Annotated in this window: 19 protein-coding genes and 2 rRNA genes; 18 read left to right on the forward strand and 3 right to left on the reverse strand. The window is 42.9% G+C overall.

Going from position 1 to position 25,658, the window contains the following annotated elements; genetic code table 11:
- The first annotated feature begins 153 nt into the window (after positions 1-153).
- The 7 genes from Bovatus_RS19305 to der all read left to right on the forward strand — a co-directional run bounded on the left by Bovatus_RS19305 (position 154) and on the right by der (position 7,639).
- Positions 154-3,042: ribosomal RNA gene (locus Bovatus_RS19305) — 23S ribosomal RNA — on the forward strand.
- Between the two features lie 77 nt (positions 3,043-3,119).
- Positions 3,120-3,230: ribosomal RNA gene (rrf, locus tag Bovatus_RS19310) — 5S ribosomal RNA — on the forward strand.
- 207 nt (positions 3,231-3,437) lie between these two features.
- A complete protein-coding gene (locus Bovatus_RS19315) occupies positions 3,438-4,016 on the forward strand; it encodes a YceD family protein (protein ID WP_004297143.1) in 579 nt (192 codons plus the stop codon).
- A 12-nt stretch (positions 4,017-4,028) separates the two neighbouring features.
- Positions 4,029-4,214: a 50S ribosomal protein L32 gene (rpmF, locus tag Bovatus_RS19320; RefSeq protein WP_004296852.1), complete on the forward strand. Its 186-nt coding sequence runs from the start codon at positions 4,029-4,031 to the stop codon at positions 4,212-4,214.
- A gap of 87 nt (positions 4,215-4,301) precedes the next feature.
- Positions 4,302-5,309, forward strand: coding sequence for a beta-ketoacyl-ACP synthase III (locus tag Bovatus_RS19325; RefSeq protein WP_004297146.1), 1,008 nt, complete (start codon positions 4,302-4,304; stop codon positions 5,307-5,309).
- 86 nt (positions 5,310-5,395) lie between these two features.
- Entirely contained in the window at positions 5,396-6,277 is an 882-nt protein-coding gene (era, locus tag Bovatus_RS19330; RefSeq protein ID WP_004297147.1) for a GTPase Era, read from the forward strand.
- A 48-nt stretch (positions 6,278-6,325) separates the two neighbouring features.
- Complete coding sequence (gene der, locus Bovatus_RS19335; protein WP_004297149.1) at positions 6,326-7,639, forward strand: ribosome biogenesis GTPase Der; 1,314 nt, start codon at positions 6,326-6,328, stop codon at positions 7,637-7,639.
- A 163-nt stretch (positions 7,640-7,802) separates the two neighbouring features.
- Here der and Bovatus_RS19340 read toward each other — a convergent pair whose 3' ends face one another.
- On the reverse strand, positions 7,803-9,464 hold the full coding sequence (locus Bovatus_RS19340; protein ID WP_004296258.1) for an IS1182-like element ISBf3 family transposase: 1,662 nt from the start codon (positions 9,462-9,464) through the stop codon (positions 7,803-7,805).
- Positions 9,465-9,655: 191 nt separating this feature from the next.
- Here Bovatus_RS19340 and Bovatus_RS19345 point away from each other — a divergent pair, with 191 nt between their 5' ends.
- Complete coding sequence (locus Bovatus_RS19345; protein WP_004297151.1) at positions 9,656-11,014, forward strand: transposase; 1,359 nt, start codon at positions 9,656-9,658, stop codon at positions 11,012-11,014.
- A gap of 264 nt (positions 11,015-11,278) precedes the next feature.
- Here the strand turns inward: Bovatus_RS19345 and lptB are convergent, their stop codons facing one another.
- Positions 11,279-12,040 (reverse strand): LPS export ABC transporter ATP-binding protein, encoded by a 762-nt coding sequence (gene lptB, locus Bovatus_RS19350; RefSeq protein ID WP_004297152.1) that lies wholly within the window; start codon positions 12,038-12,040, stop codon positions 11,279-11,281.
- 75 nt (positions 12,041-12,115) lie between these two features.
- On the opposite strand from lptB, the gene Bovatus_RS19355 reads away from it, so the two are divergent.
- Complete coding sequence (locus tag Bovatus_RS19355) at positions 12,116-12,859, forward strand: MlaE family ABC transporter permease (RefSeq protein ID WP_004297154.1); 744 nt, start codon at positions 12,116-12,118, stop codon at positions 12,857-12,859.
- Entirely contained in the window at positions 12,856-13,626 is a 771-nt protein-coding gene (locus Bovatus_RS19360; RefSeq protein WP_004297155.1) for an ABC transporter ATP-binding protein, read from the forward strand. Before Bovatus_RS19355 ends, Bovatus_RS19360 begins: the two co-directional genes overlap by 4 nt.
- A 66-nt stretch (positions 13,627-13,692) precedes the next feature.
- On the opposite strand, the gene Bovatus_RS19365 is transcribed toward Bovatus_RS19360, so the two are convergent.
- Positions 13,693-13,938 carry an RNA recognition motif domain-containing protein gene (locus Bovatus_RS19365; protein ID WP_004297160.1) on the reverse strand — a complete coding sequence of 82 codons (246 nt, stop codon included), beginning with the start codon at positions 13,936-13,938 and terminating at the stop codon, positions 13,693-13,695.
- A 441-nt stretch (positions 13,939-14,379) separates the two neighbouring features.
- Between Bovatus_RS19365 and tig the strand changes: the two genes are divergently transcribed.
- The 8 genes from tig (at position 14,380) to Bovatus_RS19405 (ending at position 25,642) form a co-directional block, all read left to right on the forward strand.
- Positions 14,380-15,735, forward strand: a complete 1,356-nt coding sequence (tig, locus tag Bovatus_RS19370) for a trigger factor (RefSeq protein WP_004297162.1) — start codon at positions 14,380-14,382, stop codon at positions 15,733-15,735.
- A 143-nt stretch (positions 15,736-15,878) separates the two neighbouring features.
- Positions 15,879-16,541 carry an ATP-dependent Clp endopeptidase proteolytic subunit ClpP gene (gene clpP, locus Bovatus_RS19375; protein ID WP_004297164.1) on the forward strand — a complete coding sequence of 221 codons (663 nt, stop codon included), beginning with the start codon at positions 15,879-15,881 and terminating at the stop codon, positions 16,539-16,541.
- Between the two features lie 2 nt (positions 16,542-16,543).
- Entirely contained in the window at positions 16,544-17,788 is a 1,245-nt protein-coding gene (clpX, locus tag Bovatus_RS19380) for an ATP-dependent Clp protease ATP-binding subunit ClpX (RefSeq protein WP_004297166.1), read from the forward strand.
- Between the two features lie 168 nt (positions 17,789-17,956).
- Positions 17,957-20,137, forward strand: coding sequence for a DNA helicase RecQ (recQ, locus tag Bovatus_RS19385; RefSeq protein ID WP_004305598.1), 2,181 nt, complete (start codon positions 17,957-17,959; stop codon positions 20,135-20,137).
- 86 nt (positions 20,138-20,223) lie between these two features.
- Complete coding sequence (gene guaB / locus Bovatus_RS19390; RefSeq protein WP_004297169.1) at positions 20,224-21,702, forward strand: IMP dehydrogenase; 1,479 nt, start codon at positions 20,224-20,226, stop codon at positions 21,700-21,702.
- Positions 21,703-21,805: 103 nt separating this feature from the next.
- Positions 21,806-23,350, forward strand: a complete 1,545-nt coding sequence (locus Bovatus_RS19395; RefSeq protein ID WP_004323569.1) for a peptidylprolyl isomerase — start codon at positions 21,806-21,808, stop codon at positions 23,348-23,350.
- A gap of 54 nt (positions 23,351-23,404) precedes the next feature.
- Positions 23,405-24,250 (forward strand): hypothetical protein, encoded by an 846-nt coding sequence (locus tag Bovatus_RS19400; protein ID WP_004297171.1) that lies wholly within the window; start codon positions 23,405-23,407, stop codon positions 24,248-24,250.
- Positions 24,251-24,259: 9 nt separating this feature from the next.
- Positions 24,260-25,642 carry a peptidylprolyl isomerase gene (locus Bovatus_RS19405; RefSeq protein ID WP_004297172.1) on the forward strand — a complete coding sequence of 461 codons (1,383 nt, stop codon included), beginning with the start codon at positions 24,260-24,262 and terminating at the stop codon, positions 25,640-25,642.
- The last annotated feature ends 16 nt before the right edge of the window (positions 25,643-25,658 follow it).

A 25,658-nucleotide genomic window follows, 5' to 3' on the forward strand; every position in this document is an offset into this window, starting at 1 on the left:
TGAAAAAGAGAAACGATCTTTGACATGATGTACAAAAAGTAAAATTTTAGTAAGAGCTAAAAGTATATATCAAACCGTACGTGTTCGAGTACGCAATATTGATAGAAGGAAGCAATTCCACTACCAATACCAGTACGAGAATAAAACGTTTGAAAGAAAGTAAGCAAGGGCGCATGGCGGATGCCTTGGCTCTCGGAGGCGATGAAGGACGTGATAAGCTGCGATAAGCTTCGGGCAGGTGCAAATAACCTTTGATCCGAAGATTTCCGAATGGGACAACCCGTCATTCTGAAGGAATGACATCTTGCATAGCAAGAGGCTAACGCAGGGAACTGAAACATCTTAGTACCTGTAGGAAAAGAAAATAATAATGATTCCCCTAGTAGTGGCGAGCGAACGGGGATTAGCCCAAACCAATGTTGTTACGGCAATATTGGGGTTGTAGGACCACGATGTCGCAAGAAATTTAGTGAGAAGAATTCTTTGGAAAATGAAACCATAGACGGTGATAGTCCGGTATTCGAAGCTAAATGAAGCGTAGTGGTATCCTGAGTAGCGCGGGACACGAGGAATCTTGCGTGAATCTGCCGGGACCATCCGGTAAGGCTAAATACTCCCGAGAGACCGATAGCGAACCAGTACTGTGAAGGAAAGGTGAAAAGCACTTCGAATAGAAGAGTGAAATAGTCCCTGAAACCGTGCGCCTACAAGCGGTCGGAGCTGCTTCAGCAGTGACGGCGTGCCTTTTGCATAATGAACCTACGAGTTACTTTTTCCGGCAAGGTTAAGGATCTTGAGATCCGCAGCCGAAGCGAAAGCGAGTCTTAACAGGGCGATTAGTCGGAAGGAGTAGACGCGAAACCAAGTGATCTACCCTTGGTCAGGTTGAAGGTTAGGTAACACTAACTGGAGGACCGAACCGATAAGCGTTGAAAAGCTTCCGGATGAACTGAGGGTGGGGGTGAAAGGCTAATCAAACTTGGAGATAGCTCGTACTCCCCGAAATGCATTTAGGTGCAGCCTTGGGAATTACTACTGTGAGGTAGAGCGACTGATAAGATGCGAGGGCTTCACCGCCTATCAAGTCTTGATAAACTCCGAATGCGCAGTAGTTCGATCCCAGGAGTGAGGGCATGGGTGCTAAGGTCCATGTCCTAAAGGAGAAGAATCCGGACCATCAGCTAAGGTCCCGAAATAATTGCTAAGTTGAACTAACGAAGTCAGATTGCTAAGACAGCTAGGATGTTGGCTTGGAAGCAGCCATTCATTTAAAGAGTGCGTAACAGCTCACTAGTCGAGGAGTTTGGCGTGGATAATAATCGGGCATCAAGCAATTTACCGAAGCTATGGGATGTTAACTAAACACTAACATCGGTAGGGGAGCATTCCACTCTGCGTCGAAGGTGAAGCGTGAGCTTTGCTGGAGCGTGTGGAAAAGCAAATGTAGGTATAAGTAACGATAAAGGGGGTGAGAAACCCCCTCGCCGAAAGACTAAGGTTTCCTGATCAACGCTAATCGGATCAGGGTTAGTCGGGTCCTAAGGCTCAGCCGAACGGTGAGGCCGATGGCAGAACAGGTTAATATTCCTGTACTACCTTAAGGAGTGACGTGGAGACGGAGGAGTGACAGCGCCGCGGACTGACGGAATAGTCCGTTGAAGGGTGTAGATGTTGATTATCCCAGGCAAATCCGGGATAAGAGTCGAACCTGATAGTATACCAAATTCTTCGGAATAAGGTAATAGTGCGTGTAAGCATACTCCCAAGAAAATCCGCTAAACTTAATCTTTAAGGTACCCGTACCGCAAACGGACACACGTAGTCGGGTTGAATATACTAAGGCGCTTGAGTGATTCACGGTTAAGGAACTAGGCAAATTGACCCTGTAACTTCGGGATAAAGGGTCCCAACGAGAGTTGGGCGCAGAGAATAGGTCCAGGCAACTGTTTAACAAAAACACAGGGCTGTGCCAAATTGAAAGATTACGTATACAGCCTGACACCTGCCCGGTGCTGGAAGGTTAAGAGGAGATGTCATCGCAAGAGAAGCATTGAATTGAAGCCCCAGTAAACGGCGGCCGTAACTATAACGGTCCTAAGGTAGCGAAATTCCTTGTCGGGTAAGTTCCGACCTGCACGAATGGTGTAATGATCTGGACACTGTCTCAACCGTGAGCTCAGTGAAATTGTAGTATCGGTGAAGATGCCGATTACCCGCGATGGGACGAAAAGACCCCGTGAACCTTTACTATAGCTTAACATTGAATTTGGGTAATTGATGTGTAGGATAGGCCGGAGACTTTGAAGCAGGTACGCCAGTATTTGTGGAGTCGCTGTTGAAATACGGCCCTTTGATTATTTGAGTTCTAACTCGTTGTTACGAGGACACTGTTTGGTGGGTAGTTTGACTGGGGTGGTCGCCTCCAAAAGTGTAACGGAGGCTTCTAAAGGTGCCCTCAGGACGATTGGTAACCGTCCGTAGAGTGTAATGGCATAAGGGCGCTTGACTGGGAGACAGACAAGTCGATCAGGTAGGAAACTAGAGCATAGTGATCCGGTGTTTCCGTATGGAAGGGACATCGCTCAAAGGATAAAAGGTACTCCGGGGATAACAGGCTGATCCCTCCCAAGAGCTCATATCGACGGAGGGGTTTGGCACCTCGATGTCGGCTCGTCACATCCTGGGGCTGGAGAAGGTCCCAAGGGTTGGGCTGTTCGCCCATTAAAGTGGCACGCGAGCTGGGTTCAGAACGTCGTGAGACAGTTCGGTCTCTATCTATCGTGGGCGTATGAAATTTGCGTGGCTCTGACACTAGTACGAGAGGACCGTGTTGGACTGACCGCTGGTTTACCAGTTGTGCCGCCAGGTGCATTGCTGGGTATCTAAGTCGGGATTGGATAAGTGCTGAAAGCATCTAAGTACGAAGCCAGCCACAAGATTAGATTTCTTAGGGTCGTCAAAGACGATGACGTTGATAGGATGCAGGTGTAAAGGTGGTAACATCAAAGCCGAGCATTACTAATTGCCCGTTCACTTTCTTTCGGACATGTACCGGTTGGGTATATACGTTTAGCTTGCTAGACACTAGGATTTTACTTTTCATCATGTCATAACCTTATTCAGGTGGTTATAGCACGAGGGTTCCACCTCTTCCCATTCCGAACAGAGAAGTTAAGCCTCGTCACGCCGATGGTACTGCGTAACAGTGGGAGAGTAGGTAGCCGCCGTTTTTAAGAAGCCTCGCTTGTCTATTGGACGGGCGAGGCTTTCTGTTTTTTTATTACTTTGGTATTTATATCGCCGTTTTTAACAGATACAAACCTCATAATACCTATTAAAAAAGTGAATATTTACTGATAATTTGTATGTTATGAGGATATTTATTTGTATCTTTGTCGCCCGAATTGTAAGCTAACGATTTAAAAAAGAGAGAAGCTTTGGGAAAGTTTGATAAATACAAAATTGACTTGAAAGGAATGCAAACAGACTCTGCTAAGTATGAGTTTGTATTGGATAACCTTTACTTCGCTCACATTGATGGTCCTGAAGTTCAGAAAGGAAAGGTGAATGTTACATTGACCGTGAAAAGAACCTCTCGTGCTTTCGAGCTGAGTTTTCAGACTGAGGGAATGGTATCAGTACCATGTGACCGTTGTCTGGATGATATGGAGCTACCTATCAGTTCTTCTGATAAACTGATGGTAAAGTTTGGACATGAATATGCAGAAGAAGGTGACAACCTGATTGTGATTCCCGAGGAAGAAGGGGAAATCAACGTTGCATGGTTCATGTATGAGTTTGTTGCGCTCTCTGTACCCATGAAGCATGTACATGCTCCCGGTAAGTGCAATAAAGCGATGACTGGTAAATTGAACAAGCATTTGAAAACAAATGCGAATGAGGATAGCGATGATACTTTCGACACAGGTGGAGATGACATCGTAATTGAGGAAGAAGTGGAGGAACAAATTGATCCCCGCTGGAATGAATTAAAAAAAATATTAGATAATAATTAAAGTTTTAAGAAAATGGCACATCCTAAGAGAAGACAATCAAGTACGAGACAAGCGAAGAGAAGAACTCATGATAAGGCAGTAGCTCCTACATTGGCTATTTGTCCGAATTGCGGTGAATGGCACGTTTACCACACTGTATGTGGTGCTTGTGGCTATTACAGAGGCAAGCTCGCTATTGAGAAAGAAGCAGCTGTATAATTAGTACAGTTATACTGAAAACAGCCTGGGGGTGAAACTCTCCGGCTGCTTTAAGTATTATAGTATTGCTAATTTAAAATAGGTTTGATGGAAAAAATAAATGCAGTAATCACAGGAGTCGGCGGGTACGTACCCGATTATATCTTGACTAACGACGAGATATCAAAAATGGTGGATACCAACGACGAATGGATTATGACTCGTATCGGAGTAAAGGAAAGACATATTCTGAATGAGGAAGGATTAGGTAGTTCATACATGGCACGCAAAGCTGCCAAACAGTTGATGAAGAAGACTGGTGCTAATCCTGATGATATCGATTTGGTTGTTGTTGCTACCACTACTCCTGACTATCACTTCCCTTCTACAGCTTCTATTCTTTGTGATAAACTCGGACTAAAGAATGCTTTTGCCTTCGACTTGCAGGCTGCTTGTAGCGGATTCCTGTATTTGATGGAGACAGCTGCTAATTTCATCCGTTCGGGAAGATATAAGAAAATTATCATTGTCGGTGCCGATAAGATGTCGTCAATGGTTAACTATACAGATCGTGCTACATGCCCTATTTTCGGTGACGGTGCTGCTGCCTTTATGGTGGAGCCCACTACGGAAGATTACGGAATCATGGATTCGATACTGAGAACAGATGGCAAAGGTTTGCCTTTCCTCCACATGAAAGCTGGTGGTTCGGTTTGTCCTCCGTCTTATTTCACAGTAGACAATAAAATGCACTATCTGTTTCAGGAAGGAAGAACAGTATTTAAATATGCTGTATCCAACATGTCGGATGTCTCTGCTGCAATCGCAGAAAAGAATGGTCTGACGAAAGATAGTATCAACTGGATTGTTCCGCATCAGGCGAATGTCCGTATTATCGAGGCTGTGGCTCACCGTATGGATGTGCCAATGGATAAAGTGTTGGTAAATATTGAGCATTACGGTAACACGAGTGCCGCTACACTTCCTCTGTGTATCTGGGATTATGAAGATAAACTCAAGAAAGGCGATAACATCATTTTCACTGCATTCGGTGCCGGATTTACTTGGGGCGCAGTGTACGTGAAATGGGGTTATGATGGAAAGAAGGAATCGTAACGTAAGTTACTGAATTATAACACTCAAAAACGCATCCTATTTCGATTCGATGCGTTTTTTTGTCTCAACCAATAAAATAAAGAGAAATGCATAAAGCAGGTTTTGTAAACATCGTAGGAAATCCGAATGTCGGAAAGTCGACATTGATGAATGTCTTGGTGGGCGAACGTATTTCGATCGCTACCTTCAAAGCGCAGACTACTCGTCACCGGATTATGGGAATCTATAATACGGATGAGATGCAGATTGTTTTTTCTGATACTCCGGGTGTGTTGAAGCCCAATTATAAGCTACAGGAGTCTATGCTGAATTTTTCTACTTCGGCATTGACGGATGCGGATATCTTGCTTTATGTAACGGACGTGGTGGAGACGCCGGATAAGAATAATGAGTTTATGGAAAAGGTGCGTCAGATGACGGTGCCTGTTCTCTTGCTCATCAATAAGATAGATCTTACAGATCAGGAAAAACTGGTAAAGCTGGTGGAAGAATGGAAAGAGTTGCTTCCCCAAGCCGAAATTATTCCGATTTCTGCTACATCAAAGTTCAATGTAGACTATGTGATGAAGCGGATCAAAGAACTGCTGCCCGATTCTCCTCCTTATTTTGGAAAGGATCAGTGGACGGATAAGCCTGCCCGTTTCTTCGTGAATGAGATTATCCGGGAAAAGATTCTGCTCTACTACGATAAAGAGATTCCCTATTCGGTGGAGGTTGTCGTGGAAGAGTTTAAGGAAGAACCGAAGAAGATTCATATTCGGGCGGTGATTAACGTGGAACGTGATTCGCAGAAAGGAATCATTATCGGTAAACAGGGAAAGGCGTTGAAGAAGGTGGCTACCGAGGCTCGCCGTGAACTGGAACGTTTCTTTGGAAAGACTATTTTCCTCGAAACGTATGTGAAAGTGGATAAGGATTGGCGTAGTTCGGATAAGGAACTCCGCAATTTTGGTTATCAGTTAGATTAAGAGTATTCATGCGACTGTGATAGTCGTGAAAAAACAAGGTATTGAACTATGGGTAATTTAGTTGCAATTGTAGGACGCCCGAATGTGGGCAAGTCTACCTTATTTAACCGTCTGACGAAGACTCGTCAGGCTATTGTGAATGAAGAAGCGGGTACAACCCGCGACAGACAATATGGCAAGTCTGAGTGGCTGGGCCGTGAATTCTCTGTGGTTGACACCGGTGGATGGGTGGTCAACTCGGATGATGTCTTTGAAGAGGAAATCCGTAAGCAGGTATTATTGGCTGTGGAAGAAGCGGATGTCATTCTGTTTGTAGTGGATGTGATGAATGGAGTGACTGACTTGGATATGCAGGTAGCTGCTATTCTGCGTCGTGCTAATAGTCCGGTGATTATGGTTGCCAATAAAACAGATAATCACGATTTGCAATATAACGCTCCCGAATTCTATAAACTGGGATTGGGCGATCCGTATTGCGTTTCTGCCATGACAGGAAGTGGTACGGGTGATTTGATGGACTTGATTGTCAGCAATTTCAAGAAAGAATCATCAGAAATCCTGGATGATGATATTCCCCGTTTTGCTGTGGTAGGACGTCCGAACGCCGGAAAGTCTTCCATTGTAAATGCATTTATTGGGGAAGAACGTAATATCGTAACAGAGATTGCCGGAACTACCCGCGACTCTATCTATACTCGTTACAATAAATTCGGATTTGATTTTTACCTGGTGGATACAGCGGGTATCCGTAAGAAAAACAAGGTAAATGAAGACTTGGAATATTATTCAGTCGTTCGTTCGATTCGTTCTATCGAAGGTTCGGATGTTTGTATTCTGATGTTGGATGCTACAAGAGGTGTTGAGGGGCAGGACTTGAATATCTTCTCTCTGATTCAGAAGAATCAGAAAGGTCTGGTAGTTGTTATAAATAAGTGGGATTTGGTGGAAGATAAATCTGTGAAAGTACAGAAAGCGTTTGAGGAAGCTGTTCGCTCGCGTTTTGCTCCGTTTGTCGATTTCCCGATCATCTTTGCTTCTGCACTGACTAAGCAACGTATTCTGAAAGTGCTTGAAGAAGCACGTAGTGTGTATGAGAACCGGACGACAAAAATCCCGACCGCACGTTTGAATGAAGAAATGCTTCCGTTGATCGAGGCTTATCCGCCTCCTTCAAATAAAGGTAAGTATATCAAAATTAAATATATCACACAGTTGCCGAATACACAGGTGCCTTCATTTGTATATTTCGCCAACTTACCGCAGTATGTGAAAGAGCCATACAAACGTTTCCTCGAAAATAAGATGCGTGAGAAATGGAATCTGACAGGTACTCCGGTTAATATTTATATTCGACAGAAATAAATAAAAAAGACACGGATTGTCTCAATTATATAGAATATATATAGAGACAATCCGTGTCTTTTTATAAATAGGGATATTCCTAAAATAATAAAATTTAGAGGTTGTGTCAAAACGTTGGCACAACCTCTTTTATATTTTACAGTTCTGCTATATTTTCTTTTGGCTATGCTGCTTTTTCCTCATGCATTTGGCAACAAGTTGCTATATTCCAATTATATCGGGTTATAAATAGTCCCATAAACATATATTTGGCAACTGTAATGAGCCCCTTTCCTTCTTTTATCAGTTTAGCACACATTTTTTTGATATTAAAGGCTATAGCAAAGAAAGCAAAGTCCATTGTAACCTTGTCTTCTCCCACATGCCGGAATCTTCTGTATGCCATGTTGTATTTCATTTGTCCAAACACAGCCTCTGGTTCTATACACCTCCTGCCTCTATGCTTGATACCTTCTTCTGAGAGCAACCTTTCCCGTGCCTGCCGTTTGTATTGATTTAATCGGTGGTTGACTTCTATAATACGGTTCCCCCGAGCTTTAAAACAACTGCCACGCAAAGGGCAACCTTCGCATCTTTTTGCTTTATACCGGGCACTTTCGATGATGTATCCGCTCGCTGTCTTGTCACGTTTGGTTCCTATACGGTTCATGTGCTGTCCCATAGGACAAACGTAATAATCCTCTTGGGCATTGTAATGGAGACTTTCGGCATGGAATGGGTTGGGAGTATAACGAGGACGCTGTTCTTTATGGAAGTAATTATACTTGATGAAGGCTTCTATCCCATTCTCCTGCATGAACCGGTAATTTTCTTCCGAACCGTAACCGGAGTCTGCCACACAGATATTCGGTAAACGGTTATAGCGGTACTGGAAAGAGTGGAAAAAAGGTATGAGGGTCAGTGTATCGGTAGGGTTGGGAAACAGACGGAAGTCTGTGATGAATTGGTTTTCAGTACCTATTTGCAGATTATATCCGGGTTTGGTCTGCCCGTTCTTCATGGCATCTTCTTTCATGCGCATGAATGTGGCACCAGGATCGGTCTTGGAATAGGAGTTACGTTCTCCAAGGGTATCAAGGTGATTGTCGTATTCTATCAGCTTGTCACGATACCCTTCAAGTTCCATGACCTGCTTCTTCTTTTTGCGCAGGGCTTTCTTTTCTTCCTTATCCTTTGTTGCAGGCTGGCGTTCCAGGGCTTCTTTAAGTTCATCCACTATGTCAGAGAGCCTGCAGGGAGTAAACTCCACGGATGTGTCTTTTATAGAGTTCTCCTGTGCAATGGCTTCATCCACCTGTTCCAAGAGAATACGGATTTTATCCATTAGTCTCGTACGGTTCCGTTCGACTGTCTTGCGCCAGACAAAAGTATATTTGTTGGCTTTGGATTCAATCTTGGTGCCGTCGATATACTCCACATCAAGGCTGATGAAACCTTTATCGGCAAGGACAAGAACCAACTGGGTAAATACATTATTTATTTCCTCCTTTACACGGTTACGAAAACGGTTGATCGTGATAAAATCCGGATGCTCATTACCGGCAAGCCAAATATAATGAATGTCACGAAGGAGGTGCTTCTCTATTTTACGGCAAGAATAGATATTATTCATGTAGGCGTAGATTATCACCTTAAGCATCATTTTAGGATGATAAGGACAACGGCCCGTTTCCTTATAAAGCTTCTTGAAACTCTCAAGATTGAGATTGTCAATAACAGCATTCACGATGCGGACCGGGTCGGTCGCAGCTATGTTTTCATCAATTCTTTGTGGAAAAAGAACGGTTTGGTTGGGAATGTAAGGACGAAAATGTAACTTTGCCATAACGAAAAACTTTATACCTAAAGATACGAAAACTTTGGGTAATAACAAAGCCCGGGCTTGAGAAAGTCTGGGCTTTGCGCATAAAAAAAGGCTGTGTCAGCGTTTTGACACAACCTCTTTTTGTATCTTTAAGCATTCCCCCCCAAAAACGGTTTGACGGCCAAAACGGGGGGAATTAAAAATAAAAACACATGGTAAAGATACAAAAAATCTCAGAAATCGAACCTCGTTTAGGTTTTACTGAGTTCGATATGCTAAAAAAATATCGTCAAAGTTTTGCAACGAGTGAATTAGGTCGACTCCATTCTCTGTTCCCTTTCTCGGAACTGGCCCGACAAATGCATTTGAAGTCCTCTCCTTTGGGTCGTAAAAGTTATTTTTCTCCCGAAGGTAAAATAGCCTTGATGGTCTTGAAGTCCTATACCAACTTTTCCGATGCACAACTGATTGAGCATTTAAACGGTAATATTCATTACCAGTTATTTTGTGGTGTTCAGATTGATCCGCTTCATCCACTGACCAATCCTAAAATCGTCAGTGCAATTCGTCAGGAACTAGCGGATCGCCTTGATATTGAGTCCCTCCAGCTCATTCTTGCCGATCATTGGAAACCTTATCTTGAGAACCTTCATGTCTGTATGACCGATGCCACCTGTTATGAAAGTCATCTGCGTTTTCCTACTGATACCAAACTCTTATGGGAAGGTATTGTATGGCTTCATCGTCATCTGTGCAAACATTGCCAGACCTTGCACATACAACGTCCCCGTAACAAGTATCTTGATGTACGCCGTGCCTATCTTGCTTATAGCAAACTGCGTAAACGCAAGAAATCACAGACTCGTATGATTACACGAAGGTTACTTCAGTTATTGGAAAAGTTACTTGACCAGCTGGAGCAGCTTCATTCATCCTACAGGAACAGGCTTACACTATCCTCTGATTACCAAAGACGTTTCTCGGTCATACAGACAGTCCTTGAGCAAGGGAAAAATTTATTTGCAGGCAAAAAAGTGTCCAACCGTATCGTGAGTATCGACCGGCATTACCTTCGCCCCATTATCAGAGGCAAGGAAACCAAATCCGTTGAATTCGGAGCCAAAGTCAACAATATACAGATAGACGGAATCTCCTTTATAGAACATATCTCCTTTAAGGCTTTTAACGAAGGAGTACGTTTGAAAGACTGTATTCATCTGCAACAACAACTGACCGGGGTTAGGGTTAAGGCGCTTGCGGCGGATTCAATCTATGCCAATAATGCCAACCGGAAATTTTGTACAAAATATCATATAAGTACTTCCTTTAAGCGTAAGGGCAGAGCTGCCAAAGATGAGCCGCTTCGTAAGATCTTACGGTCGGAACTCAGCCGTGAAAGAGCTACCCGCCTGGAAGGAAATTTTGGAACGCAGAAACAACATTACTCATTGGCCAGGATAAAAGCTAGAAACAGGAAAACGGAAGTACTTTGGATTTTCTTTGGGATACATACAGCCAATGCGGTATGTATGATAGAAAAGGTCGAAAAGAAAAAAAGAAAGGCAGCATAATCTGACTAAAATAACAGGAAAAACAGGAGAGGTTTTAACTTCCCCTAAAAAAGACATGTACATAATGCAAGGGGGGGAAGGAAAAACAAGAATATGTAAACAATATTATACAAAAAAGATAGAAGATTGGGAGAGTTGAACGAAAAAATCAAGAGAAAAGCTCACGTAAAGCAAAGCTTTTCTCTTGATTTTTTAGAAAGAGGAACATTTACTGAATATCCCTAAATATATCTCTGTGAGATCTTGTATTACTTTGTAGTAGACTTATTTTTCCAACTGGAAATCTTTTCGGCGTAACACGAAGCTGTTACTCAAGTATTTTTCACGTACAATCTGATTTTCCGATAATTCTTCCGGTGTTCCCTGGAAAAGGATCTTTCCTTCGAACAGCAGATAGGCGCGGTCTGTGATACTAAGCGTTTCTTGTACGTTGTGGTCGGTAATCAGGATTCCGATATTCTTGTCTTTCAGTTTCCATACAATTTGCTGGATATCTTCTACGGCAATCGGGTCGACACCGGCAAAAGGTTCGTCAAGCATGATGAATTTGGGGTCGATGGCAAGACAACGGGCAATCTCTGTACGGCGGCGCTCACCTCCCGACAACTGGTTACCTTTATTTTTGCGTACCTTTTGCAGACGGAACTCTGCAATCAGGCTTTCGAGTTTCTCTTTTTGATATTCTTTGGGCTTGTTGGTCATTTCCAGTACAGAGGCGATATTATCTTCCACGCTCATCTGGCGGAAAACGGAAGCTTCCTGTGCAAGGTAGCCGATTCCCGTTTGTGCGCGTTTGTAAACCGGATATTTGGTAATCTCCAGGTCATCGAGGAAAATACGTCCTTCATTAGGAGTAATCAGCCCTACAGTCATATAGAATGAAGTCGTCTTACCGGCACCGTTCGGTCCCAGCAAACCTACAATCTCACCTTGCTTCACATTGATGGAAACGTGGCTTACAACGGTTCGTTTACCGTACTTCTTAACCAGGTCTTCCGTGCGGAGCACCATCTTGCTTTCTTCCATATTCTAGTTATTTTGCGGCAAATGTAGTAAAAATAAGCTGAAATAATGTACATTTGCAGACAAATAGTGTGAGTTATGATAAAAGCATTGAGAACCGTCGGGAGATATTTCATGCTGATGGGTCGGACTTTTTCCCGCCCCGAACGTATGCGTATGTTCTTCCGGCAATACCTTAACGAGTTGGAGCAGCTAGGTGTGAACTCCATCGGTATTGTGCTGTTGATTTCGTTTTTCATCGGCGCAGTGATTACCATCCAGATTAAGTTGAATATCGAAAGTCCATGGATGCCCCGCTGGACAGTGGGATATGTGACACGTGAAATTATGTTGCTGGAATTTTCTTCTTCCATCATGTGTTTGATTCTTGCCGGAAAAGTCGGGTCGAATATCGCTTCGGAATTAGGAACGATGCGGGTGACGCAACAGATTGATGCGCTCGAAATTATGGGTATCAATTCGGCGAACTACCTGATTTTGCCTAAGATTACGGCGATGGTGACTGTTATTCCTATTCTAGTGACGTTTAGTATCTTTGCCGGAATCATCGGTGCCTTTTGCACGTGTTGGTTTGCCGGGGTTATGAATGCTGTCGATCTCGAATATGGTTTGCAGTATATGTTTAACGAATGGTTTATCTGGGCGGGTATCATCAAATCCCTCTTTTTTGCGTTTATAATTGCAAGTGTGTCCGCTTTCTTCGGATACACGGTAGAGGGAGGTTCGATTGCTGTAGGAAAGGCTTCTACGGATGCCGTAGTATCCAGCAGTGTATTAATTCTGTTTTCAGACTTGATATTAACTAAACTTTTGATGGGATGATTGAGATTAAAGGACTTTATAAATCATTTGATGACAAGACAGTATTGAGTGATATCAATGCTGACTTTGCAAATGGAAAGACAAACTTGATTATCGGTCAGAGTGGTTCCGGTAAGACGGTGTTGATGAAATGTATTGTAGGATTGCTAACTCCGGAGAAAGGGGAAGTCTTGTATGACGGACGTAACCTTGTCCTGATGGGGAAAAAGGAGAAGAAGATGCTTCGCAAGGAAATGGGAATGATTTTCCAGAGTGCGGCTCTTTTTGACTCTATGACCGTATTTGATAATGTGATGTTTCCACTGAATATGTTTAGCAACGATATCTTGCGTGACCGGATCAAACGGGCGATGTTCTGTCTGGATCGTGTGAATCTGGGGGAAGCGAAAGATAAGTTTCCGGGAGAAATCAGTGGTGGTATGCAGAAGCGTGTGGCTATTGCGCGTGCGATTGCCTTGAATCCGCAATATCTGTTTTGCGATGAGCCGAACTCGGGGCTGGACCCGAAAACGTCATTGGTGATTGATGATCTGATCCACGATATTACGCAGGAATATAACATGACGACCATTATCAATACGCATGATATGAACTCTGTATTGGGAATTGGTGAGAAGGTGATTTATATTTATGAGGGACATAAAGAGTGGGAAGGTACGAAAGATGATATCTTTACTTCTACCAATGAGCGACTGAATAACTTTATCTTTGCTTCAGACTTGCTCCGTAAGGTGAAGGACGTCGAAATGCAAGGAATGGAAGGGTAATAAAAAAACTTCTGTCATCGGGTGACAGAAGTTTCTTTTTTTTCTTAGCTATGTTAGCGTCGGCAATTAAGCTCTAGGTCTAGCTTCTTTAACTACCATTGTACGGCCCATGTATTCAGCTCCGTTCAATTCAGCAATAGCTTTTGCAGCTGCAGCGTCGTCTTCCATTTCGATGAAAGCGAATCCTTTGGATTTACCGGTTTCACGGTCCATAACAACTTTAACTGATGATACTGCTCCGTAATCTTCCATCACTTGTTGCAGATCTCCTTCCTTAACACGGTAGTTAAGGTTTCCAACATAAATGTTCATAATGAAAATGATAAAAAATAAATAAATGAATAAAACTCTCTGGATAGATGGTTACTAATAAAAAGATTAAAACGACAGAGAGTTTACAAATGCGTTTTGGTAACGGAAGTAAAAACCTTGTAATCAAATCGAGAAACTAATGGTCCATCAATCCGCAACAAAGAAAAGAATAATTTTTGGATTAACCATCTTTTTGGAAAGTTAATTTGCGGATTATCAGAAAAAAAGTAGGCCGGGGGAACCTGGCGGGGTGGGTGTTGATGGTGATTTTATCTTGTTTATAGATGGAATATCAGTGAAATATCGATAAAAGATGTGTGAAAGATGGGTGGCGTTGCTGAAATAAATCTGCAATGTCTTTTGAAATTTGAAAGATTAGCACTAATTTTGCACCCTCTTTGAGTATAGAACAAAGTATAAATCAAATAAATAATTGTCAGAATGAACGTTTCATTACAAAACATTGACAAAGTAAGCGCAGAGCTTACTGTAAAGCTTGAGAAAGCCGATTATCAGGAGAAAGTAGACAAAGAGTTGAAATCACTCCGTCAGAAGGCACAGATTCCGGGATTCCGTAAAGGTATGGTTCCGACAAGTCTTATTAAAAAGATGTATGGTAAGTCGGTAATTGCAGAGGTTGTGAATAAAGCACTGCAAGAAGCTGTTTACAATTATATTAAAGAAAATAAGGTGAATATGTTGGGCGAGCCGTTGCCTAACGAAGAAAAGCAACAGAATATTGATTTCGATACAATGGAAGAATTCGATTTCGTATTCGACATCGCTTTGGCACCTGAATTTAAAGCAGAAGTAAGTGCTAAAGATAAAGTAGATTATTATACTATCGAAGTTTCTGACGAAATGATCGACAACCAGGTGAAGATGTATACTCAACGCACTGGCAAGTATGATAAGGTAGACGCTTACGAAGATAATGATATGCTGAAAGGTCTGCTGGCACAGTTGGACGAAGAAGGCAACACAAAAGAAGGTGGTATCCAGGTAGAAGCTGCAGTATTGATGCCTGCTTACATGAAGAACGACGATCAGAAAGCTATTTTTGCTAATGCAAAAGTAAATGATGTATTGGTGTTCAATCCGAATGTGGCTTATGACGGACATGCTGCCGAACTGGGTTCTTTGTTGAAGATTGACAAGGAAATTGCAAAAGACGTGAAGTCTGATTTCAGCTTCCAGGTAGAAGAAATCACTCGTTTTGTTCCGGGTGAATTGACTCAGGAAGTATTCGACCAGGCATTCGGCGAAGGTGTTGTGAAGACTGAAGAAGAATTCCGCGCTAAGATTAAAGAAGAAATCGCAGCTAGATTTGTGGCTGACAGCGATTATAAATTCCTGATCGACATTCGCAAGGTGATGATGGAAAAAGTAGGTAAACTGGAATTCTCTGATGCCCTGCTGAAACGTATCATGTTGCTGAACAACGAAGAAAAGGGAGAAGAATATGTTGCTGAAAACTATGATAAGAGCATTGAAGAACTGACTTGGCACCTGATTAAGGAACAGTTGGTTGAAGCAAACGATATCAAAGTAGAACAGGAAGATGTTCTGAAGATGGCTAGAGAAACAACAAAGGCACAGTTTGCTCAATACGGTATGTTGTCTATTCCTGACGATGTGCTTGACAACTATGCACAGGAAATGTTGAAGAAGAAAGAAACTATCAATAATTTGGTAAGTCGTGTGGTAGAAGTGAAGCTTGCTGCTGCTCTGAAAGCACAGGTTACTTTGGAGAACAAGAACGTTTCGATCGAAGAATTCAATAAAATGTTTGAGTAATCATTCGGTTGAATAAAATATAAAGTCACAGAAACACAGAGTTTTTATAAAATTATAACTCTGTGTTTTTTTGTGTCTCTGTATTCTTTTTCGTTTCTTTGTACTTACGTTTATTTTTAATTTATAAGAAAGGAACAATTAACATGGATGATTTTAGAAAATACGCAACCAAGCATTTAGGAATGAATGGCATGGTATTGGATGATGTGATTAAGTCGCAGGCCGGGTATTTGAATCCCTATATTCTGGAAGAAAGACAGTTGAACGTAACTCAACTCGACGTTTTCTCCCGTTTGATGATGGACCGCATCATTTTCCTTGGTACACAAGTTGATGACTATACAGCTAATACGCTCCAGGCACAGTTGTTGTATCTGGATTCTGTGGATCCGGGTAAGGATATCTCTATCTATATCAACTCTCCGGGCGGAAGTGTATATGCCGGACTGGGCATTTATGATACGATGCAGTTTATTTCAAGCGATGTTGCTACCATCTGTACAGGTATGGCAGCTTCAATGGCAGCCGTATTGCTGGTTGCCGGTGCTGAAGGCAAACGTTCTGCATTGCCTCACTCACGTGTGATGATTCATCAGCCGATGGGTGGTGCGCAGGGACAAGCATCGGACATTGAAATCACAGCTCGTGAGATTCAGAAATTGAAGAAAGAACTTTATACGATTATCGCCGATCATTCGCATACTGATTTCGATAAAGTATGGGCGGACTCTGACCGTGACTACTGGATGACAGCTCAGGAAGCGAAAGAGTACGGTATGATTGATGAGGTATTGATTAAGAAATAAAAATGGCTGATTCAAAAACAAAGAAAAGGTGTAGCTTCTGTGGACGGTCGGAGAATGAAGTCGGATTCCTGATTACGGGAATGAACGGTTACATCTGCGACAGCTGTGCTACCCAGGCTTATGAGATCACTCAGGAAGCATTGGGAGAAGGCAAGAAAAGTGCAGGAGCTACCAAGCTCAACTTAAAAGAACTGCCCAAACCGGTAGAAATCAAGAAATTCCTCGACCAGTATGTGATCGGGCAGGATGATGCGAAACGCTTCCTTTCCGTATCGGTCTATAACCATTATAAACGTTTGTTGCAAAAAGACAGCGGTGATGATGTGGAGATTGAAAAGTCGAACATTATTATGGTGGGTAGTACCGGAACCGGGAAAACGTTGCTTGCACGCACGATTGCTAAGTTACTGCACGTGCCGTTTACTATTGTAGATGCTACAGTGCTGACGGAGGCCGGTTATGTGGGCGAAGATATCGAAAGTATTTTAACCCGTTTGCTTCAGGTGGCAGATTATAATGTACCTGAAGCTGAACAGGGTATCGTGTTTATCGACGAGATCGATAAAATTGCCCGTAAAGGAGATAATCCTTCCATCACTCGCGACGTGAGCGGTGAAGGCGTACAGCAGGGATTACTGAAATTGCTCGAAGGCTCTGTGGTGAACGTACCTCCCCAGGGAGGCCGTAAGCATCCGGACCAGAAGATGATTCCGGTAAATACCAAGAATATTCTCTTTATCTGCGGCGGTGCGTTCGACGGTATCGAGAAGAAGATCGCCCAACGGTTGAACACCCATGTCGTAGGTTATACGGCATCGCAGAAAACAGCGACGGTAGACAAGAATAACATGATGCAGTACATCGCTCCACAGGATTTGAAGTCATTCGGACTGATTCCAGAAATTATCGGACGTCTTCCGGTATTGACTTATTTGAATCCGCTGGACCGGGATGCGCTTCGTGCGATCCTTACCGAACCGAAAAACTCAATCATCAAACAGTACATCAAACTGTTTGAAATGGATGGTATCAAGCTGACATTTGAAGATGATGTCTTCGAATATATCGTCGACAAGGCGGTAGAATATAAGCTAGGTGCCCGCGGATTGCGCTCTATTGTGGAAACAATTATGATGGATGTCATGTTTGAAATCCCTTCAGAGAACAAAAAAGAGTATAAGGTGACGCTGGATTATGCAAAGATGCAACTGGAAAAAGCGAATATGGCACGACTACAAACCGCTTAAAATCAAAGAGTAAGGCTACAGAAAATGATCGTAACTGTATTTTCTTGAAAATATTAGTCGCATTTTGCTTGGTAATTACGAAGTTGTTTATAACTTTGTTTGGCTCTCTTGAAGAAGAGAACATACTTAAAGTTAAACCATGAACTGAATAAAACAACCTTAGTTAAGATGGCAGGGAAGATTAATTTAACAGATGAACTGAAAAAGTATTTCGGATTTAATAAGTTCAAGGGAAACCAGGAAGCGATCATTAATAACTTGCTCGATGGTAAAGATACCTTTGTACTGATGCCTACCGGTGGCGGGAAATCTTTATGCTATCAGCTACCTTCGGTCTTGATGGAAGGTACGGCAATCGTAATTTCTCCGCTCATTGCGTTGATGAAGAATCAAGTGGATGCAATGCGCAATTTCAGTGAAGAAGATGGCGTCGCCCATTTTATCAATTCTTCATTAAATAAAGGCGCGATAGACCAAGTGAGGTCGGACATCCTTGCCGGAAAGACAAAATTGCTATATGTAGCGCCGGAGTCGCTGACGAAAGAAGAAAACGTAGAGTTTTTGCGTTCGGTAAAGATTTCGTTCTATGCAGTGGATGAAGCTCACTGTATTTCTGAATGGGGCCATGACTTTCGACCGGAATACCGTCGGATTCGTCCTATTATCAATGAAATAGGTAAAGCTCCGTTGATTGCGCTTACCGCAACGGCGACACCGAAGGTGCAGCATGATATCCAGAAAAATCTGGGAATGGTAGATGCCCAAGTCTTCAAATCTTCGTTCAACCGTCCGAACCTTTATTATGAGGTACGTGCGAAGACCGCTAATATTGACAGGGATATTATCAAGTTTATCAAAAACAATCCGGAGAAATCGGGCATTATCTATTGCCTTAGCCGGAAAAAAGTGGAGGAACTTGCTGAAATCCTGCAGGCAAACGGTATCAATGCGCGTCCTTATCATGCTGGAATGGATTCGTTGACCAGGACCAAGAATCAGGATGATTTCCTGATGGAAAAAGTGGACGTTATTGTAGCGACTATCGCTTTTGGTATGGGAATTGACAAACCGGATGTGAGGTTCGTGATTCACTACGATATTCCAAAGAGTCTGGAAGGGTATTACCAGGAGACCGGGCGCGCCGGTAGAGATGGCGGTGAAGGTCAGTGCATAACCTTTTATACAAACAAAGACTTGCAGAAACTGGAAAAGTTCATGCAAGGAAAACCTGTGGCAGAGCAGGAAATTGGCAAGCAGCTTCTGTTGGAAACCGCTGCTTATGCCGAATCTTCCGTATGCCGACGCAAGACGTTGCTGCATTATTTCGGTGAAGAATATACGGAAGAAAATTGTGGAAATTGTGACAACTGTTTAAACCCTAAAAAACAAGTGGAGGCTCAAGAGTTATTGTGTGCCGTGATTGAAGCGATTATCGCGGTGAAAGAAAATTTTAAGGCAGATTATATTATAGACATACTACAAGGTAAAGAAACTTCCGAAGTACAGGCGCATTTGCATGAAGACCTCGAAGTCTTCGGCTCCGGTATGGGTGAAGAGGATAAGACATGGAATGCAGTGATTCGTCAGGCGCTGATTGCAGGTTACTTGAGCAAAGATGTGGAGCATTACGGACTCCTGAAAGTGACGGAGGAAGGACACAAGTTCCTGAAGAGACCGAAGTCATTCAAGATTACCGAGGACAACGATTTCGAAGAGACGGAAGAAGAAGTTCCGGCACGCGGCGGTGGCTCCTGTGCAGTAGACCCGGCTCTTTATTCCATGTTGAAGGACTTGCGGAAGAAACTCTCGAAGAAACTGGAAGTACCGCCTTATGTGATCTTCCAGGACCCGTCTTTGGAAGCAATGGCTACCATTTATCCGGTGACATTGGACGAGTTGCAGAATATACCGGGCGTAGGAGCTGGAAAAGCAAAACGTTACGGTGAAGAGTTCTGTAAATTAATCAAACGCCACTGTGAAGAGAATGAAATAGAACGTCCTGAAGACTTGCGGGTACGTACGGTTGCCAATAAATCAAAGATGAAGGTAGCTATCATTCAGGCAATTGACCGTAAAGTGGCGTTAGATGATATCGCTCTTTCCAAAGGGATTGAATTTGGTGAACTGCTGGACGAGGTAGAAGCGATCGTTTATTCAGGAACCAAACTGAATATAGATTACTTCCTGGAAGAAATCATGGATGAAGATCATTTGCTTGATATCTACGATTATTTCAAGGAATCTACCACTGATAAGATTGATGATGCGCTTGACGAATTAGGCGATGACTTCACGGAAGAGGAAGTTCGTTTGGTACGTATTAAGTTCATCTCTGAAATGGCTAATTAAAAAAGCGAAAAAAATAGGCGTGCAGGTATGCGGTTTTGAATAAAAACCGTATATTTGCACGCAATAATTTTTAAACGCATAGCCCTATGTCATTTATTGCTGATAAGATTGTAATGGATGGGTTGACTTACGACGACGTATTGTTGATCCCCGCTTATTCTGAAGTTTTACCGCGCACTGTCGATCTCTCGACTAAGTTTTCAAAAAACATTGAGTTAAAAATACCTTTTGTGACGGCTGCCATGGATACGGTTACCGAAGCGAAAATGGCGATTGCCATTGCTCGTGAAGGTGGTATCGGTGTGATTCACAAAAATATGTCTATCGAAGAACAGGCAAGACAAGTTGCTATCGTAAAGCGTGCCGAAAATGGTATGATTTATGACCCTGTAACGATTAAAAGAGGTTCTACTGTTCAGGATGCACTGGACATCATGGCGGAATATAAAATCGGTGGTATCCCTGTGGTAGATGATGAAGGTTATTTGGTGGGTATTGTAACCAACAGAGATTTGCGTTTCGAAAGAGACATGGCAAAACATATTGATCTTGTCATGACTCCGAAAGAAAGATTGGTGACTACTAACCAGTCTACTGACTTGGAATCTGCTGCACAGATTCTTCAGAAACATAAGATTGAGAAACTTCCGATTGTCGGAATGGACGGAAAGTTGATCGGTCTTGTCACTTATAAAGATATTACAAAAGCAAAAGATAAACCGATGGCTTGCAAAGACGCCAAAGGGCGTCTGCGTGTAGCTGCCGGTGTAGGTGTTACTGCCGATACGCTGGAACGTATGCAGGCATTGGTGGATGCCGGTGCAGATGCAATCGTGATTGATACAGCTCACGGACACTCTAAGTTTGTGATTGAAAAACTGAAAGAAGCAAAGAAACGCTTCCCGAATATTGATATTGTGGTAGGTAACATTGCTACCGGAGAAGCTGCCAAAGCTTTGGTGGAAGCTGGTGCAGATGCTGTGAAAGTAGGTATCGGCCCGGGTTCTATCTGTACCACTCGGGTGGTTGCCGGTGTAGGTGTTCCACAGTTATCGGCTGTCTATGATGTAGCAAAAGCGTTGAAGGGTACAGGTATTCCTTTGATTGCCGATGGTGGTTTGCGTTATTCGGGCGACGTGGTGAAAGCATTGGCTGCCGGAGGATATTGCGTAATGATCGGATCATTGGTTGCCGGAACAGAAGAATCTCCGGGTGACACTATTATCTTCAATGGTCGTAAATTCAAATCCTATCGTGGTATGGGTTCATTGGAAGCAATGGAGAACGGTTCGAAAGACCGCTACTTCCAGAGTGGAACGGCTGATGTGAAGAAGCTTGTTCCCGAAGGAATCGCTGCCCGTGTTCCTTATAAAGGTACGCTTTTCGAAGTTGTGTATCAGCTGACTGGTGGTTTGCGTGCAGGTATGGGATACTGTGGCGCTGCTAACATTGAGAAACTTCATGACGCTAAGTTTACCCGCATTACCAATGCAGGTGTAATGGAAAGTCATCCGCACGACGTGACGATTACCAGTGAATCGCCTAACTATAGCCGTCCGGAATAATAGATAGATACGGTGAACTATTAACGGTGAACGGTGAACAGGCTGTATAATCAGCAGGGTGTTCACTGCTCACCGTTTGTTGTTTGAAAAATAAAAAATGATGATGAAAAGAAGCCTGTTGTTGGGATGTATTTCTCTCTTTGTAGTCGCGGTCTTTGCACAGGAAGATCCGGTATTGATGCGTGTTAACGGAAGAGAGATACTCCGTTCGGAATTTGAATATGCATACCGCCGTTATGCGGAACGTTCAAATGCCAGACTTTCGTCCAAAGAGTATGCGGCACTTTTCGCTCAATCGAAGTTGAAAGTGGAAGCAGCCAGGGCTGCCGGACTTGATACGACCTCTGTTTTTCGTAAACAACAGGAGAAATGCCGGACCGAGTTGGTGGAATCTTATCTGATAGACAGGCAAGTGATGGATAGTTGTGCCCGTGCTATCTATCAGAAGATGGGATTGAAAGCACGTAGCGGCAGGGTACAGGTGATGCAGATTTTCAAACGTTTGCCACAGACAATCACTTCCCGGCATTTAGAAGAAGAAAAAACGCGGATGGATTCTATATACCGGATGATACAGAATCAGCCGGATTTGAACTTTAACCGTTTGGTCGAAATATATTCGGATGATAAGCAAAGTAGATGGATCGAATGTCTGGAAACAACGAGCGAGTTTGAGAATGTTGCTTTCTCTCTGGCAAAAGGTATGGCATCGCAGCCCTTTTTCACTCCTGAAGGGATTCATATCTTGAAAGTGATGGATCGGGAGGAAACAGCTGCTTACGAAAATGTCAGTGCCAGGTTAATGGAACGGTTACGGCGCAAGGAGATTTTGGACAAAGGTACAGGCGCGGTGCTCGAACGCTTGAAAAAAGCATGGCAGTATGCTCCCAATCAGGCGGCAATGGAAGAACTGCTGGCGAAAGGCCGTACAGAACAAACCCTGTTTACGATTGACGGACAAGCATACACCGGAACTATGTTCACGCATTTTGCCTCTTCTCATCCTCAAGCTGTCAAACGGCAGTTGGAAGGATTTATAGCTAAGTCATTGCTGGATTATGAAAGCCGGAATATCGATAAAAAGCATCCGGAAATTCCTTATGCCTTGCGGGAATCTGATGAAAACTATTTGGTGGAAGAGATAACACGTCAGAAAATAGATTTGCCCGCAGCTAATGACCGGGCGGGATTGGCTACTTATTTTAAATTTCATTCGTCGGATTATCGGTGGGAGAGCCCCCGGTATAGAGGAGTCGTGCTTCATTGCGTTGATAAAAAGATGGCAAAGCAAGCCAAAAAAATGCTGAAGAAAGTGCCGGAAAAAGAGTGGGCGGACAAGCTTCGGCAAACTTTTAATACATCCGGGGAGGAAAAGATACAAGTTGAACAAGGAATTTTTGCCGACGGAGACAATAAATATATAGATAAACTGGTTTTTAAGAAGGGTGATTTTGATCCTTTGATGTCTTATCCTTTTACTATTGTAGTAGGCGAAAAAATGAAAGGTCCAGATGATTATCGGGAAGTAATTGATCGGGTTCGAAAGGATTATCGAAGCTATCTTGACACGTGCTGGATGCGGGAATTGAGTGAGTCCGGTAAGGTTGAAATAAACCAAGAGGTTTTAAAAACAGTTAATAATAACTGATGTAACCGATTATTCACTATCTTCGTACCTTAAATAAGTAGATTTTAGTTGCCGATGCGAATATTAGTCCTCTTACTGATTACCCTTCTTGGTTGTGGAGCGTGCAAGGAACAGCACGACCACAAAGGAAAGACTCCTTTGGTAGAGGTGGACGGTAATTTTTTATATAAAGAAGATTTGATGTCCGTGCTTCCGGTCGGATTGTCAAAAGATGATAGCATTCTCTTCACCGAGCACTATATTCGTAGTTGGGCGGAAGAGATTTTATTGTATGAGAAAGCTGCGAACAATATCCCCGATAATGTGGATGTAGACAAGCTGGTGGAGAATTATCGAAAAGCGTTGATAATGCATACTTATCAGCAGGAGTTGATTAGCCAGAAGTTGACGAATGATATTTCCGAACACGAGATAGCAGAGTATTACGGCAAAAACAAGGAATTGTTTAAACTGGAAAGTCCGTTGATTAAGGGATTGTTTATTAAAGTGCCGTTGACAGCTCCCCAGTTGAACAATGTGCGCAGATGGTATAAGTCGGAAAAACAGGATGCTATCGAGAGCCTGGAAAAATATAGTTTGCAGAATGCGGTGAAATATGAATATTTCTATGATAAATGGGTGTCCGTGACCGATGTCCTGGACATGATTCCGTTGAAAGTAGAGGCACCGGAAGAGTACGTAAACAAACACCGTCAGGTAGAATTGAAAGATACGGCTTATTATTATTTCCTGAATGTGAGCGATTATCGCGGAGTTGGTGAGGAGAAACCGTATGAATTTGCCCGCTCGGAAGTGAAAGACTTACTGGTAAATCAGAAACGGGTGAGCTTTATGGAACAGGTAAAGAACGACTTGTATCAGCAGGCGGTAAGTAAGAAGAAGATTATATATAATTATTAAATACAAAGAATGAAGAAGTTTGTGAACTTTAGATTTGTTGTTACCCTTGTCCTGGCAATATTTGCTAATGTGGCAACCTATGCACAAGATAATGTGGTTGATGAAGTAGTTTGGGTAGTAGGTGACGAAGCTATTTTAAAATCAGATGTAGAAGAGGCCCGTATGGATGCCTTGTATAATGGACGCAGATTCGAAGGCGATCCTTATTGTGTAATTCCTGAAGAGATTGCTGTGCAGAAGTTATTCCTGCATCAGGCAAAGTTGGACAGTATCGAGGTTTCCGAAGCGGAAATCATCCAGCGTGTGGATATGATGACCAATATGTACATCCAGCAGATCGGTTCCAGAGAGAAAATGGAGGAGTATTTCAATAAAACATCCACCCAGATTCGTGAAACTTTGCGTGATAATGCACGTGACGGATTGACGGTTCAGAAGATGCAGCAGAAACTGGCAGGAGATATCAAAGTGACTCCGGCAGAAGTACGCCGTTACTTCAAAGATCTTCCACAGGATAGTATCCCTTACATTCCTACACAGGTGGAAGTGCAGATTATTACTTTGCAACCCAAAATACCCGTTTCGGAAATCGAGGATGTAAAGAGGACACTGCGTGATTATACGGATCGTGTGACAAAAGGAGAAATCGACTTCTCTACATTGGCCCGTTTGTATTCTGAAGATAAGGCTTCTGCCATTAAAGGTGGTGAATGTGGATTTATGGGACGTGGTATGATGGACCCCGCTTATGCGAATGTGGCATTCAGCTTGCAGGACCCGAAGAAAGTTTCCAAAATTGTAGAATCGGAATTTGGTTTCCATATTATCCAGTTGATTGAGAAGCGTGGTGACCGTGTTAATACCCGCCATATCCTGTTGCGTCCGAAAGTCTCGGAAAAAGAACTGACCGAGGCTTGTGCCCGTCTGGATTCTATTGCAGATGATATTCGTGCTAACAAATTCACATTTGATGATGCCGCTGCCGTTATCTCACAAGATAAGGATACCCGCAACAATCACGGTATCATGGTGAACATCAATGAACATTCAGGTATCACTACTTCTAAGTTCCAGATGCAGGATCTTCCTCAAGACGTTGCTAAGGTAGTGGATAAGATGAATGTTGGCGAGATTTCCAAAGCTTTTACAATGATTAATGAGAAAGATGGAAAAGAAGTATGCGCTATCGTGAAATTGAAAACTAAAATCAATGGTCATAAAGCAACCATCGCGGAAGACTATCAGGATCTGAAAGAAATCGTAATGGATAAGCGTCGCGAAGAGGTGTTGCAGAAATGGATTCTGAACAAGCAAAAACACACTTATGTACGCATCAACGAAAACTGGCAGAAGTGTGACTTCAAGTATCCGGGTTGGGTCAAGAATGACTGATATAACCTTGCTTTGA

The sequence above is a fragment of the Bacteroides ovatus genome (assembly GCF_001314995.1).
GTDB classification, from domain to species: domain Bacteria; phylum Bacteroidota; class Bacteroidia; order Bacteroidales; family Bacteroidaceae; genus Bacteroides; species Bacteroides ovatus.